This is a genomic window from Streptomyces sp. NPDC001868, from assembly GCF_040297125.1.
GTDB lineage: Bacteria > Actinomycetota > Actinomycetes > Streptomycetales > Streptomycetaceae > Streptomyces.
Genome location: NZ_JBEOYO010000006.1, coordinates 141278 through 153864 on the forward strand (window position 1 = coordinate 141278; position 12587 = coordinate 153864).

Below are 12587 nucleotides of genomic sequence, written 5' to 3' on the forward strand. Positions count from 1 at the left end.
CTTCTTCGTCTGACCCGGGGTCGACTGTCGCATGCATACTAAGCGGTCGCTTGCCCTCCGGGGAACAGTCCGGGAGCAGTCGGGGCCAGTAGCGTGGGTCACGGACGCGAGGGCCTGGCCCGTACGTGCATCCGCTCCCCCTGCGGCCCGAACAGACTGAGGAACTCCACCGGCCCCTCCCCCGTCGAACCGAACCAGTGCGGGACCCGGGTGTCGAACTCGGCGGCCTCCCCGGCCACCATCACCACATCATGCTCGCCGAGCACGACCCGCAGTTTCCCGGACATCACATACAGCCACTCGTAGCCCTCGTGGGTGCGCGGCTCCGGCTCCTGCTTCGACTGCGGCACGAGGACCTTGAAGGCCTGGAGGCCGCCCGGCTGCCGGGTGAGCGGCCAGTACGTCCGCCCGTGCCGCTGGATCGGCTTGGACCGCACCCGAGGATCGCCGACCGGCGGCTCCCCGATCAGCTCGTCCAGCGGCACCTGATGGGCCCGCGCGATCGGCAGCAACAGCTCCAGGCTGGGCTTGCGCAGCCCCGACTCCAGCCGCGACAGCGTGCTCACCGAGATGCCGGTCGCCTCCGACAGCCCGGCGAGCGTCGCCTCCCGCTCCTTCCGGATCCGCCGCAGCCGTGGCCCGACCCCGGCGAGAACCTCGTCCGTACCGCTCGCGCCCTCACTCGTGTCACTCATACCGCTATTGCAGTTTCGGCAAAGACATTTGTCAATGCGGCAGCGCTCGGGCGACCGTCGTCGTGGAGGTGGTCACCGTGACCGAGCAGTACGGAACGACCGAGCAGTACGAAGTGATCGTGATCGGCGGCGGTGCGGCGGGGCTCTCCGCCGCCCTGGTCCTGGGCCGGGCCCGGCGGCGCACGCTGGTCGTCGACGCGGGCGAGCCCCGCAACGCGCCCGCCGCCCACATGCAGGGCTATCTCTCCCGGGACGGGATGTCACCGGCCGAGTTCCTCGCCGTGGGCCGGGAGGAGATCGCCCGGTACGGCGTCGAACTGGTCCGGGGCCGCGCGGTCGACGTGACCCGAAAAGACGACGGCCGGAGCTTCACCGTGACGCTCGCGGACGGCCGGGCCATGGGCACCCGACGCCTGGTCGTCGCCACCGGCCTCAAGGACGAACTCCCGGCCGTCCCCGGCGTCGCCGAGCGCTTCGGCCGGGATGTCCTCCACTGCCCCTACTGCCACGGCTGGGAGGTCCGCGACCAGCCCTTCGGCGTCCTCGCCACGACCCCGATGAGCGTCCACCAGGCCCTGATCGTCTCCCAGTGGTCCAAGGACGTGACCCTGTTCCCGCACACGGTCCCCGAGACCGACCTCTCCGACGACGACCTGCGCCGCCTCGCCGCGGCCGGGGTCTCCGTGGTCCCCGGCGAGGTCGCGAGCCTGGTCGTGGACGAGGACCGTCTCACCGGCGTCCGCCTCAGCGACGGCACGACCCACCCCCGCTCGATCCTCTTCACGGCCCCCCGCCCGATCCCACAGACGAGCCTCCTGGAGGAACTGGGCGCCGAGCTGAACGAGACCCCCTTCGGCTCCTACCCCGTGGTCGACCCCACCGGCCTGACCACGGTCCCGGGCGTCTGGGCGGTGGGCAACGCGATGGGCTTCTCCGAGCAGGTCATCAACGCGGCGTCCTCCGGCTACCGGGCAGGGGCGACGATCAACGGAGACCTCCTGATGACGGACCTGGACGCGGCAACACAGGCATAGAGAGGCCCCCGAGGCGATCGGCCCGAAGGGCCATCGCCGAAGGGGCGCGGGGAACGGCGCGAGAAGCCCCACCGGACCCTCACCCGCCGACGACCCCGCACCCCCACCCCCATAGGCGCCCGGCCACAATCTGTCGCACCATGGCCCCATGCTGCTCGCCCGGCTGGCCCGCACATCCCAGGAGATCGCCACCACCTCGGCCCGGTCCCGCAAGACCACCCTGCTCGCCGAGCTCTTCCGCGACGCCGACGCGGAAGACGTACCGATCGTCATCCCCTACCTCGCCGGCCGCCTCCCCCAGGGCCGCCTCGGCATCGGCTGGAAGGTCCTTGACCAGCAGATCCCCCCGGCCCCCGACCCCACGCTCACCGTGCGCGAGGTCGACACCCGTCTGACAGCGATCGGCGGCACCACCGGCCCCGGCTCACAAGCCGAACGCAGGCGCCTGGTGGGCGAGTTGCTCGCGGCGGCCACCGAGGACGAGCAGCGGTACCTGTTCGGCCTGCTCACGGGCGAGGTCCGCCAGGGCGCCCTGGACGCCGTGGCCGTGGAGGGGCTGGCCGGCGCCACCGGCGCGCCCCCCGCCGACGTACGGCGGGCGGTGATGCTGGCCGGCTCCCTCCAGACGGTGGCCCAAGCCCTGCTGGCGGAGGGCCCGTCGGCCCTGGAGGGCTTCCGGCTCACCGTCGGCCGGCCCGTCCTGCCGATGCTGGCGCACAGCGCGACCTCCGTCGCGGAGGCCGTGGCGAAGCTGGGCGGCTGCGCGGTCGAGGAGAAGCTCGACGGCATCCGCGTCCAGGTCCACCGCGACGGCGACGACGTACGGCTGTACACCCGCACCCTGGACGACATCACCGACCGGCTGCCCGAACTCACCGCCGCCGCGCGGGAACTGGAGGGCGAGCGGTTCATCCTGGACGGCGAGGTGATCGCCTTCGACGGGGACGGACGCCCGCGTTCCTTCCAGGAGACCGCCGGACGCGTCGGCCAACGGGTGGACGTGACGACGGCGGCCGAACAGGTGCCCGTCTCCCCCGTCTTCTTCGACGCGCTGTCCGTGGACGGCCGGGACCTCCTGGACCTGCCCTTCACCGACCGTCACGCCGAACTGGCCCGGCTCGTCCCCGAGCCGATGCGGGTCCGCCGCACCCTCGTGGCCGGTCCCGACGACCTCCCGGCCGCGGAACGCTTCCTCGCCGACACCCTGGCACGCGGCCACGAAGGTGTCGTCCTGAAGGCCCTCGAAGCGCCTTACAGCGCGGGCCGGCGCGGGGCGTCGTGGCTGAAGGTCAAGCCCGTGCACACCCTCGATCTGGTGGTCCTGGCCGCCGAGTGGGGCCACGGCCGCCGCACGGGCAGGCTCTCCAACCTCCACCTCGGCGCCCGTACCGCCGACGGCTCGTTCGCCATGCTCGGCAAGACCTTCAAGGGCATGACCGACGCCCTGCTGGCCTGGCAGACCCGGCGGCTGACAGAGCTGGCCGTGGAAGAACACGCCTGGGGCGTGACCGTACGCCCCGAACTCGTCGTCGAGATCGCCTACGACGGCCTCCAGCGCTCCACCCGCTACCCGGCCGGTGTCACCCTCCGCTTCGCCCGCGTGGTCCGCTATCGCGAGGACAAGACCCCGGCCGAGGCCGATACGGTCGAGACCCTGCTCGCCGCACACCCCGAGGTGACGCGTTGACCACACCCAAGCGCAGTGCCGGCCTGCTGCTCCACCGCCGCACCGAGCACGGCGTCGAGGTCCTGCTGGGCCATATGGGCGGCCCCTTCTTCGCGCACAAGGACGCCGGGGCTTGGAGCGTGCCCAAGGGCGAGTACGAGCCGGACGAGCCCGCCTGGGACGCGGCCCGCCGGGAGTTCCAGGAGGAACTGGGCCTCGCACCGCCCGACGGGGAGGCCGTACCGCTGGGCGAGGTGCGGCAGAAGAACGGCAAGATCGTCACCGCCTGGGCGATCGAGGCGGACCTCGACCCCGCGACCGTCGTGCCGGGGACCTTCCGCCTGGAGTGGCCGCCGAGGTCGGGGCAGGTCCAGGAGTTCCCGGAGCTGGACCGCGTGGAGTGGCTCACCGTCGAACGGGCCCGCGCCGTGATCGTCCCGGCACAGGCGGAGTTTCTCGACCGTCTCCTGGAGCACTCGCCCTGAGTCCGCGTGGCGGCGTGCTCCGCGACGCGGTCCGCGTTGCGGCGTGCGCCGTCGCGCGGGAAGGTCGAAGGACAGCCCACGCAGGAGGCCAGCCATGCCCATCGCCACGGTCAACCCGGCGAACGGCGAGACACTCAAGACGTACGACGCCCTGGGCGAGGAGGAGATCGAGCGCCGCCTCGCCCTCGCCGACGCCACGTTCCGTACGTACCGCACCACGTCCTTCGCGGAACGGGCCCGTCTGATGCACCGGGCCGCCGAGCTCCTCGACGAGGACACCGAGGACATCGCCAAGGTGATGACGACGGAGATGGGCAAGCCGGTCAAGCAGGCCCGCGCCGAGGCCGCCAAATGCGCGAAGGCGATGCGCTGGTACGCCGACCACGCCGAGGTGCTGCTCACCGACGTGGAGCCGTCCGACGTGGACGTGAAGGACTCCGGCGCGTCCCGTGCCCTGGTCCGCTACCGGCCACTCGGCCCGGTGCTCGCCGTGATGCCGTGGAACTTCCCGCTCTGGCAGGTGATCCGCTTCGCCGCGCCCGCCCTGATGGCCGGCAACGTGGGCCTGCTCAAGCATGCCTCCAACGTCCCGCAGACCGCGCTCTACCTGGAGGATCTGTTCCTCCGGGCGGGCTTCCCCGGGGGCTGCTTCCAGACCCTGCTCGTCGGCTCCGGCGCCATCGAGGACATCCTGCGCGACCCGCGCGTGAAGGCCGCCACCCTCACCGGCAGCGAACCCGCCGGCCGGGCGGTCGCCTCGGTCGCCGGGGACGAGGTCAAGAAGACGGTCCTGGAACTGGGCGGCAGCGACCCGTACGTGGTGATGCCGTCCGCCGACCTCGACCGCGCGGCACGGATCGCCGTGACGGCCCGGGTGCAGAACAACGGGCAGTCGTGCATCGCCGCCAAACGGTTCATCGTGCACGAGGACGTGTACGACGCGTTCGCCGAGCGGTTCGTGGCGGGCATGGAGGCGCTGAAGGTCGGCGACCCGCTGAAGGAGAAGACCGACATCGGCCCGCTCTCCAGCGAGCGGGGCCGCGCCGATCTGGAGGAACTCGTCGACGAGGCCGTGGAGAGCGGCGCGACGGTCCTGTGCGGTGCCGAACGCCCCGACGGGCCCGGCTGGTTCTACCCGCCGACCGTTCTCGCCGACATCACCCCCGAGATGCGCATCCACCACGAGGAGGCCTTCGGTCCGGTGGCCACGCTGTACCGGGTCGCCGACCTCGACGAGGCGATCGCGATCGCCAACGACACGCCCTTCGGGCTCAGCTCCAACGTGTGGACGCGGGACGACACCGAGGTCGACCGGTTCGTCCGTGACCTCGACGCCGGCGCGGTCTACGTCAACGGAATGACCGCCTCCCACCCGGCGTTCCCGTTCGGCGGGGTCAAGCGATCCGGATACGGGCGTGAGCTGTCCGGACACGGAATCCGGGAGTTCTGCAACATCACCACCGTGTGGCACGGAGCGTGAGCGTTCCGCGACTACCATCGCCGTTGTGAACCGCGAAGTGACTCTGCCTCTGATCGTCGACGACCGCGGGACCTTGCAGGTGTCCGCGGCCGATGTGAGCAAGCTGCTGCGGACGGTGGGCGGGCGATGGCTGCACCTGGTGGAGGCGGGTGAGGACGGGCTCGACGAGGACACGGTCGCCGCGCTGACGATCGAGCTGGCGAAGTTGGCTGACCGGATCGATGTGGCGTGCATCGCGCACAGCAGTGGGGCGGCGTCGGGTTAGTCGTTCGCTGCGGGTGCGTCGTGGTTGCTCGCGCAGTTCCCCGCGCCCCTTTCAGGGGCGCGCCAGTGTGGTCCAGAACATCGATTCGTAGCTCTGCAGCAGTCGGCCGTGGCCGTGGGCCGCCTCCTCGTCGATCCGCCCCGTGTCCAGCCCCGCCTGGACGGCCGTCCTCGCCCGCTCCTCCAGTTCCGGTGCCGGGTCGGCGAAGAAGTCGAAGAATCCGCAGGCCTCGTCGGTGAAGGCGTAATGATCGCGGAGGGCCTTCGCGATCGTCGCGCAATAGCCGCCCCAGGAGGCGAAGTTGGCGCTCAGGGCGAGCACCACGTCGGCCGGGGACGCCCCGAGCGCGAGCCGGGCGACGTACGACGGGTAGGCCTGACAGCCCGGCAGCGGCTCGTACGCCGCCACCCTCTGCTCATCCACCCCACACGCCTCGGCGAACGCCCCGAGCCGCCCCGCCGCCACCGCCTCCCCCTCCGCGAGCATCTCGAAGAAGGGGGCGCTCGTCGGCTCCTCGGCCGCTGAGCGCTCGGCCAGATGACGGAAGGAAAGCAGGTCTGCGGCGATCACCAACTGCTGTTCCATGGCGAGCGCGCCGAGGGTGCCGAGCCCGGCCGTACCCGAGGCGATCAGCGGCAGCAGAGGATTGGCGTCGGGGTCGGGGGCAAGCCTCACGGTCGTGTCTACCAGCACTTCTCCGGCCGTACGCGTCATCGAGCACTCCCGTCGGGTTCACGTGTCGTCACTGCTGAACAGCAGCCCACGCCCCTCCAGGGGCGCGGGGAACTGCGCGAGCAACCACGAAGCACCCGCAGCCCGACCGACAGAGTCACCCCCTCGGCGCTACCGAATCGGCATCCCCGACAAGGTCCGAGCGATCACCAGCCGCTGCACCTCACTCGTACCCTCGAAAATGGTGTAAATAGCCGCGTCCCGATGCATCCGCTCGACCGGGTACTCCCGGGTGTACCCGTTGCCGCCCAGGATCTGGATGGCCTGCGCGGTCACCTTCTTCGCCGTCTCGCTCGCGAAGAGCTTCGACTGCGACCCCTCCGCCGCGGTGAACGGCCTGCCGTTGATCGCCATCCAGGAGGCCCGCCACACCAGCAGCCGGGCCGCGTCGATCGAGGTCCGCATGTCCGCGAGCTGGAAGGCGACGCCCTGGTTGTCGATGATGGGCCGGCCGAACTGCTCCCGGGTCCTGGCGTAGTCGAGGGCGACCTCGTACGCGGCGCGGGCGGTGCCCACGGCCATGGCGCCCACGGCCGGGCGGGACGCCTCGAACGTGGCCATCGCCGCGTTCTTCACCCGCTCGCCGCCGCTCTTCGCCCGCTCGTGGGCCCGTGCCAGCCGCTCGTCGAGCTTCTCCTTGCCGCCGAGGAGGCAGGAGCCGGGGACACGTACGTCCTCCAGGACGACCTCGGCGGTGTGGGAGGCGCGGATGCCGTGCTTCTTGAACTTCTGGCCCTGGGACAGGCCGGGCGTGTTCGGCGGGACGATGAAGGACGCGTGGCCCTTGGAGCCCAGCTCCGGGTCGACCACGGCGACGACGACGTGGACGTTGGCGATGCCGCCGTTGGTCGCCCAGGTCTTGGTGCCGTTGAGGACCCACTCGTCCTTGGCCTCGTCGTACACGGCACGGGTGCGCATGGACGCCACGTCGGAACCGGCGTCGGGCTCGGAGGAGCAGAACGCGGCGACCTTGACGTCGTTGGCGTCGCCGTACATCTGGGGGATCCAGGTGCCGATCTGCTCCTCGGTGCCGTTGGCGAGGACGCCCACGGCGGCGAGGCCGGTGCCGACGATGGACAGGGCGATACCCGCGTCGCCCCAGAACAGCTCCTCCATGGCCATGGGGATGCCGAGGCCGGTGGGGTCGAAGTACTGCTGGGCGTAGAAGTCGAGGGAGTAGATGCCGACCTTGGCGGCCTCCTGGATCACCGGCCAGGGGGTCTCCTCGCGTTCGTCCCACTCGGCGGCCGCGGGGCGGATGACATCGGCGGCGAATCCGTGGAGCCAGTCGCGAACCTCTCGCTGTTCCTCGTTGAGTTCCATCGTGAACTCGGCCATGACGCGCCTCCAGCACTGCACTAAGATGTTACCTGCGGTAACGCGAGTCTGTTACCGGTCGGTAGGAAAAGTCAACTCCCGGGTCCGGCTCGGTAGCCCGTTCGATCGGGTCGTGCCAATCAGTGTTAGTTTGCGCAGGGCGTCACCGTCATCAGTATTTGGGGGAGAGACTCATGGACACCACGCAGCGGACCGACCAGGAGCGGTCCGCCGACCGCCGTCGGCGCGAGCTGCTGGAGGCCGCGGACCGGGTCGTACTCCGGGACGGCCCCGGAGCGTCGATGAACGCCATCGCCGCCGAGGCCGGCATCACCAAGCCGATCCTCTACCGCCACTTCGGCGACAAGAGCGGACTCTACGCCGCCCTCGCCCAGCGCCACACCGACGCCCTCCTCGACGCCCTGCGCGCCGCGCTCGACGCCCCCGCGGAGCGCCGCGAACGCGTCGAGGCGACCCTCGACACCTATCTCGCGGCGATCGAGGCCCGTCCCCAGGTGTACCGCTTCCTCATGCACCCCGCCGAGGGCGGCCAGCCCGGCGACCAGGGCTTCGACGTCGGCAAGCACTCCGCCCCCCTCCTGCGCCGCATGGGCGAGGAACTCGGCAAGGTCATAGAGGACCGCGTCGACCTCGGCCCCGACAGCCGCCAGCTCGCCCGCGTCTGGGGCCACGGCATCGTCGGCATGATGCACGCGGCGGGCGACTGGTGGCTCGGCGAACGCCCCTGCACGAGGGCCGAGTTGGTCCGCAGCCTGGCAGACCTGCTCTGGGGCCGCCTGGCAGCGGCGGGCGACAAGGTGGGCGGCCCGGGTTTCTGAGGGGCCGTTCTTGGCCGAGTCAGGAATCAGCACCGCCCCCACGACGCCTTCGCGACCTTCCTCATCACCCGGGAACGACGCCACCCCGACAGCCGGTCCACATAGACCCGGCCCTCCAGGTGATCACACTCATGCTGAAGGCACCGCGCGAAGAACCCAGTCCCCCGCACCCGCACCCGGTCCCCCTCCACCGTGAACCCCTCCACCACGGCCTCGTCGTACCGCTCCACACCCGCTTCCAGCCCCGGCAGCGACAGACACCCCTCGGGCCCCCGCAGTACGATCCCCTCGGCCGAGACGAGCCGCGGATTCACGACATGGCCGAGATGGCGCACATCCTCGTCGTCCGGGCAGTCGTACACGAAGACCCGCAACCCCCGGCCCACCTGGTTCGCGGCGAGACCCACACCCCGCGCGTCGTACATTGTGGCGAACATGTCCTCCACAAGCCGCACCAGTTCGGGCCCGAACTCCGTCACCTCTTCACAGGGCGCCTGCAATATGGGGTCCCCGAGCAGTGTCATGGGGAGAACGCGCCCTCGGGCGCCGGGAATCGAGCCGCTTCGCATGGCCGCAAGAGTACGTTCCCACCCGTTTTGGCCGGGCCGCCCCGGGCGACGCACCCATCGAGATTCGGGCGCGTGAGTGGATCTCGATAGGCTTTGGTCCACACGTTGCCGGGACAGGGCGCGGCGCTGTACGCAAGGAGGATCGAGAACTGATGGCAGGCAACTCGGACCCGCTCACGCCGCGGGCCAAGCTGGCCGTGACGGCGGGCAAGGCGGTCGCGGCGGCATCGCGTGCCGCGGGGCGCGGTAGCGGATCTGTGATCGGCGGCCGGGTGGCACTGAAACTCGACCCCGACCTCCTCGCCCGGCTCGCACAGAGCCTGGATGTCGTCCTGGTCTCCGCCACCAACGGCAAGACCACCACGACCCGGCTGATCGCCGAGGCGCTGCGGGCCGCGGGCCCGGTCGTCTCGAACGCGCTCGGCGCCAACATGCCCGCGGGCATCACCTCGGCGCTCGCCGGGAACTCGGACTCCAAGTTCGCGGTCATCGAGGTCGACGAGAAGTACCTCGCCGGTGTCGCGCGGGACACCGACCCCAAGTGCATCGCGCTGCTCAACCTCTCCCGCGACCAGCTCGACCGCGCCGCCGAGACCCGCATGATGGCGGAGGCGTGGCGGGAGGGCCTGGCCGGCACCAAGGCCGTCGTCGTGGCCAACTGCGACGACCCGCTGATCGTGTGGGCGGCCTCGTCGTCCCCGAACGTGATCTGGGTCGCGGTCGGCCAGATGTGGAAGGACGACGCCTGGTCCTGCCCGTCCTGCGGCGGTGTGATGCAGCGGCCCGGCGACGACTGGTTCTGCGGCGAGTGCGGCTTCCGCCGTCCGACGCCGAGCTGGGCGCTCTCCGGCGACCACGTGCTCGACCCGCACGGCTCGGCCTGGCCGATCCACCTCCAGCTGCCGGGCCGCGCCAACAAGGCCAACGCCGCCTCCTCGGCCGCCACCGCCGCCGTCTTCGGGGTGCCCCCGCAGGTCGCCCTGGAACGCATGTACCAGGTACAGGCGGTGGCCGGACGGTACGACGTGGTGCAGTTCATGCAGCGCGATCTGCGGCTGCTGCTCGCCAAGAACCCGGCGGGCTGGCTGGAGACGTTCTCGCTGATCGACCCGCCGCCGTCGCCGGTGATCCTGTCGGTGAACGCGCGCGGCGCCGACGGCACCGACACCTCCTGGCTGTGGGACGTCGACTACACCCGGCTGACCGGCCACCCGATCTTCGTGCTCGGCGACCGCAAGCTCGACCTCGCGGTGCGCCTGGAAGTGGCCAACCAGCACTTCCAGGTCTGTGACACCCTCGACCAGGCGGTGCAGATGTGCCCGCCGGGCCGCATCGAGGTCATCGCCAACTACACCGCGTTCCAGGACCTGCGCCGCCGCGTGGGCAACTGAGCACCCGTCCACGAACGACTCCGAGGGGCACGACTTTCATGAGTGACAACAGTCTGCGGGTCGTCTGGGTCTACCCGGACCTGCTCAGCACCTACGGCGACCAGGGCAACGTCCTGGTCGTCGAGCGCCGGGCGCGGCAGCGCGGCCTGGACGTGGCCCGGCTGGACGTGCGCAGCGACCAGCCGATCCCCACCTCCGGCGACATCTATCTGATCGGCGGGGGCGAGGACCGTCCGCAGCGGCTCGCCGCCGAGCGGCTGCGCCGGGACCGGCATCTGTACCAGGCGGTGAACAACGGCGCGATCGTCTTCGCGGTCTGCGCCGGCTACCAGATCCTCGGCCACGAGTTCGTCAACGACCTCGGTCAGCGCGAGCCGGGCCTCGGCCTGCTCGACGTGACGACGACCCGCGGCGAGGGCGAGCGGTGCGTCGGCGACGTCCTCGCGGACATCGACCCGCGTCTCGGGCTGCCCCAGCTGACCGGGTTCGAGAACCACCAGGGCGTCACCCACCTCGGCCCCACCGCCCGCGCGCTCGCACAGGTACGGCTCGGCAAGGGCAACGGCACGGGCGACGGCACGGAGGGCGCGTACAACGACACCGTGTTCGGTACGTACATGCACGGGCCGGTGCTGGCGCGGAACCCGCAGATCGCGGACCTGCTGCTGAAGCTGGCGCTGGACGTGAACGCCCTGCCGCCGACCGACGACCGCTGGTTCGAGGCGCTGCGCGACGAGCGCATCTCGGCGGCGACACAGCCCGCGTAACCCGCTGCGCGAGACGGGCCGAGGAGCCTGCGAAACGGTTCCTCAGTACCCGTACGGACGCCCGTCCGGCACCGCCCCCGCTCATGTGTGAAAGCCCGTCTGACCAGGGCTCCGCTCACCTGTGCGGGGGCGTCCAGCAGGCGGACGCCCGCTACGGCCGGGCCCCCTGCCGCCGGTAGGGTGACGGGGATTCCAGCCGGACGACGCGGTCCGGTTCCCGGCCCACGTCGAGAAGGTATTCGGGCTATGCGTATTGGTGTCCTCACGTCCGGCGGCGACTGCCCCGGGCTGAACGCCGTCATCCGGTCCGTCGTGCACCGAGCCGTCGTCGACCACGGCGACGAGGTCATCGGCTTCCGGGACGGCTGGAAGGGTCTCCTGGAGGGCGACTACCTCAAGCTCGACCTGGACGCGGTGGCCGGCATCCTGGCCCGCGGCGGCACGATCCTCGGCTCCTCCCGGGTCCAGCCCTCGCATCTGCGGGACGGGGTGGCGCGGGCGAAGGGCCATGTCGAGGAGCTCGGCCTCGACGCGATCATCCCCATCGGCGGCGAGGGCACGCTCAAGGCGGCCCGGCTGATGTCGGACAACGGCCTGCCGATCGTGGGCGTGCCGAAGACCATCGACAACGACATCGCGGTCACGGACGTCACGTTCGGCTTCGACACGGCCGTGGGCGTCGCCACGGAGGCCCTGGACCGGCTGAAGACCACCGCCGAGTCCCACCAGCGGGTCCTGGTCGTGGAGGTCATGGGCCGCCACACCGGCTGGATCGCGCTCCACTCCGGCATGGCGGCCGGCGCGCACGCCATCGTCGTACCGGAACGGCCCTTCGACATCGAGGAGTTGGCCGAGCGGGTCGGCGCACGCTTCGAGGCGGGCAAGCGGTTCGCGATCGTCGTGGCGGCGGAGGGGGCCAAGCCGAAGGCCGGGTCGATGGAGTTCGACGAGGGCGGCAAGGACATCTACGGGCACGAGCGGTTCGCCGGGATCGCGCGGCAGCTGTCGATCGAGCTGGAGCAGCGCCTCGGCAAGGAGGCGCGGCCGGTGATCCTCGGGCATGTGCAGCGGGGTGGGACGCCGACCGCGTACGACCGGGTGCTGGCGACGCGGTTCGGGTGGCATGCGGTGGAGGCCGTGCACCGGGGGGAGTTCGGGAACATGACGGCGCTTCGGGGGACGGACATCGTGATGGTGCCGCTCGCGGAGGCGGTGGAGACGTTGAAGACGGTGCCGTCGGAGCGGTACGCCGAGGCGGAGTGCGTTCTCTAGGGTGCCGATGAGAGCTCGGTCGTGACTGTCGTGTGCGGACTGCGGGTGGTTCGTGGTTGATCGCGTAGTTCCCCG

13 protein-coding genes are annotated in these 12587 nt (G+C 71.0%); 9 read left to right on the plus strand and 4 right to left on the minus strand.

Going from position 1 to position 12587, the window contains the following annotated elements; translation table 11 throughout:
* Positions 1-98 precede the first annotated feature (98 nt).
* Positions 99-695, minus strand: a complete 597-nt coding sequence (locus ABT147_RS09740) for a helix-turn-helix domain-containing protein (RefSeq protein ID WP_351403764.1) — start codon at positions 693-695, stop codon at positions 99-101.
* Between the two features lie 77 nt (positions 696-772).
* Here ABT147_RS09740 and ABT147_RS09745 point away from each other — a divergent pair, with 77 nt between their 5' ends.
* The 5 genes from ABT147_RS09745 (at position 773) to ABT147_RS09765 (ending at position 5625) form a co-directional block, all read left to right on the plus strand.
* Positions 773-1729, plus strand: a complete 957-nt coding sequence (locus tag ABT147_RS09745; protein ID WP_351403767.1) for an NAD(P)/FAD-dependent oxidoreductase — start codon at positions 773-775, stop codon at positions 1727-1729.
* Positions 1730-1877: 148 nt separating this feature from the next.
* Entirely contained in the window at positions 1878-3416 is a 1539-nt protein-coding gene (locus ABT147_RS09750) for an ATP-dependent DNA ligase (RefSeq protein WP_351403769.1), read from the plus strand.
* Positions 3413-3880, plus strand: coding sequence for an NUDIX hydrolase (locus ABT147_RS09755; RefSeq protein ID WP_351403770.1), 468 nt, complete (start codon positions 3413-3415; stop codon positions 3878-3880). Before ABT147_RS09750 ends, ABT147_RS09755 begins: the two co-directional genes overlap by 4 nt.
* 94 nt (positions 3881-3974) lie before the next feature.
* A complete protein-coding gene (locus tag ABT147_RS09760) occupies positions 3975-5360 on the plus strand; it encodes an NADP-dependent succinic semialdehyde dehydrogenase (RefSeq protein WP_351403773.1) in 1386 nt (461 codons plus the stop codon).
* Positions 5361-5385: 25 nt separating this feature from the next.
* Positions 5386-5625 (plus strand): DUF6213 family protein, encoded by a 240-nt coding sequence (locus tag ABT147_RS09765; protein WP_257548311.1) that lies wholly within the window; start codon positions 5386-5388, stop codon positions 5623-5625.
* Between the two features lie 51 nt (positions 5626-5676).
* Here the strand turns inward: ABT147_RS09765 and ABT147_RS09770 are convergent, their stop codons facing one another.
* Entirely contained in the window at positions 5677-6339 is a 663-nt protein-coding gene (locus ABT147_RS09770) for a thiaminase II/PqqC family protein (protein ID WP_351403775.1), read from the minus strand.
* Positions 6340-6468: 129 nt separating this feature from the next.
* The gene (locus ABT147_RS09775) at positions 6469-7695 is read right to left on the minus strand and encodes an acyl-CoA dehydrogenase family protein (RefSeq protein ID WP_351403777.1); all 1227 of its coding nucleotides are present in this window, start codon (positions 7693-7695) and stop codon (positions 6469-6471) included.
* Positions 7696-7868: 173 nt separating this feature from the next.
* Here ABT147_RS09775 and ABT147_RS09780 point away from each other — a divergent pair, with 173 nt between their 5' ends.
* Positions 7869-8513 (plus strand): TetR/AcrR family transcriptional regulator, encoded by a 645-nt coding sequence (locus ABT147_RS09780; RefSeq protein WP_351403779.1) that lies wholly within the window; start codon positions 7869-7871, stop codon positions 8511-8513.
* A 26-nt stretch (positions 8514-8539) separates the two neighbouring features.
* Here ABT147_RS09780 and def read toward each other — a convergent pair whose 3' ends face one another.
* Positions 8540-9082: a peptide deformylase gene (def, locus tag ABT147_RS09785; RefSeq protein ID WP_351403781.1), complete on the minus strand. Its 543-nt coding sequence runs from the start codon at positions 9080-9082 to the stop codon at positions 8540-8542.
* Positions 9083-9234: 152 nt separating this feature from the next.
* Between def and ABT147_RS09790 the strand changes: the two genes are divergently transcribed.
* The 3 genes from ABT147_RS09790 to ABT147_RS09800 all read left to right on the plus strand — a co-directional run bounded on the left by ABT147_RS09790 (position 9235) and on the right by ABT147_RS09800 (position 12512).
* Positions 9235-10473 (plus strand): Mur ligase family protein, encoded by a 1239-nt coding sequence (locus tag ABT147_RS09790; RefSeq protein WP_351403784.1) that lies wholly within the window; start codon positions 9235-9237, stop codon positions 10471-10473.
* A 38-nt stretch (positions 10474-10511) separates the two neighbouring features.
* Positions 10512-11240 (plus strand): type 1 glutamine amidotransferase, encoded by a 729-nt coding sequence (locus ABT147_RS09795; protein WP_351403786.1) that lies wholly within the window; start codon positions 10512-10514, stop codon positions 11238-11240.
* Between the two features lie 246 nt (positions 11241-11486).
* Positions 11487-12512 carry a 6-phosphofructokinase gene (locus ABT147_RS09800; protein ID WP_351403788.1) on the plus strand — a complete coding sequence of 342 codons (1026 nt, stop codon included), beginning with the start codon at positions 11487-11489 and terminating at the stop codon, positions 12510-12512.
* Positions 12513-12587: the final 75 nt, after the last annotated feature.

Excerpts from the sequence above, each read along its gene's own strand:
- ABT147_RS09740 (WP_351403764.1), bottom strand. The coding sequence starts at position 695 with ATGAGTGACACGAGTGAGGGCGCGAGCGGTACGGACGAGGTTCTCGCC.
- ABT147_RS09750 (WP_351403769.1), top strand. The coding sequence starts at position 1,878 with ATGCTGCTCGCCCGGCTGGCCCGCACATCCCAGGAGATCGCCACCACC.
- ABT147_RS09760 (WP_351403773.1), top strand. The coding sequence starts at position 3,975 with ATGCCCATCGCCACGGTCAACCCGGCGAACGGCGAGACACTCAAGACG.
- ABT147_RS09770 (WP_351403775.1), bottom strand. The coding sequence starts at position 6,339 with ATGACGCGTACGGCCGGAGAAGTGCTGGTAGACACGACCGTGAGGCTT.
- ABT147_RS09775 (WP_351403777.1), bottom strand. The coding sequence starts at position 7,695 with ATGGCCGAGTTCACGATGGAACTCAACGAGGAACAGCGAGAGGTTCGC.
- ABT147_RS09780 (WP_351403779.1), top strand. The coding sequence starts at position 7,869 with ATGGACACCACGCAGCGGACCGACCAGGAGCGGTCCGCCGACCGCCGT.
- def (WP_351403781.1), bottom strand. The coding sequence starts at position 9,082 with ATGCGAAGCGGCTCGATTCCCGGCGCCCGAGGGCGCGTTCTCCCCATG.
- ABT147_RS09790 (WP_351403784.1), top strand. The coding sequence starts at position 9,235 with ATGGCAGGCAACTCGGACCCGCTCACGCCGCGGGCCAAGCTGGCCGTG.
- ABT147_RS09795 (WP_351403786.1), top strand. The coding sequence starts at position 10,512 with ATGAGTGACAACAGTCTGCGGGTCGTCTGGGTCTACCCGGACCTGCTC.
- ABT147_RS09800 (WP_351403788.1), top strand. The coding sequence starts at position 11,487 with ATGCGTATTGGTGTCCTCACGTCCGGCGGCGACTGCCCCGGGCTGAAC.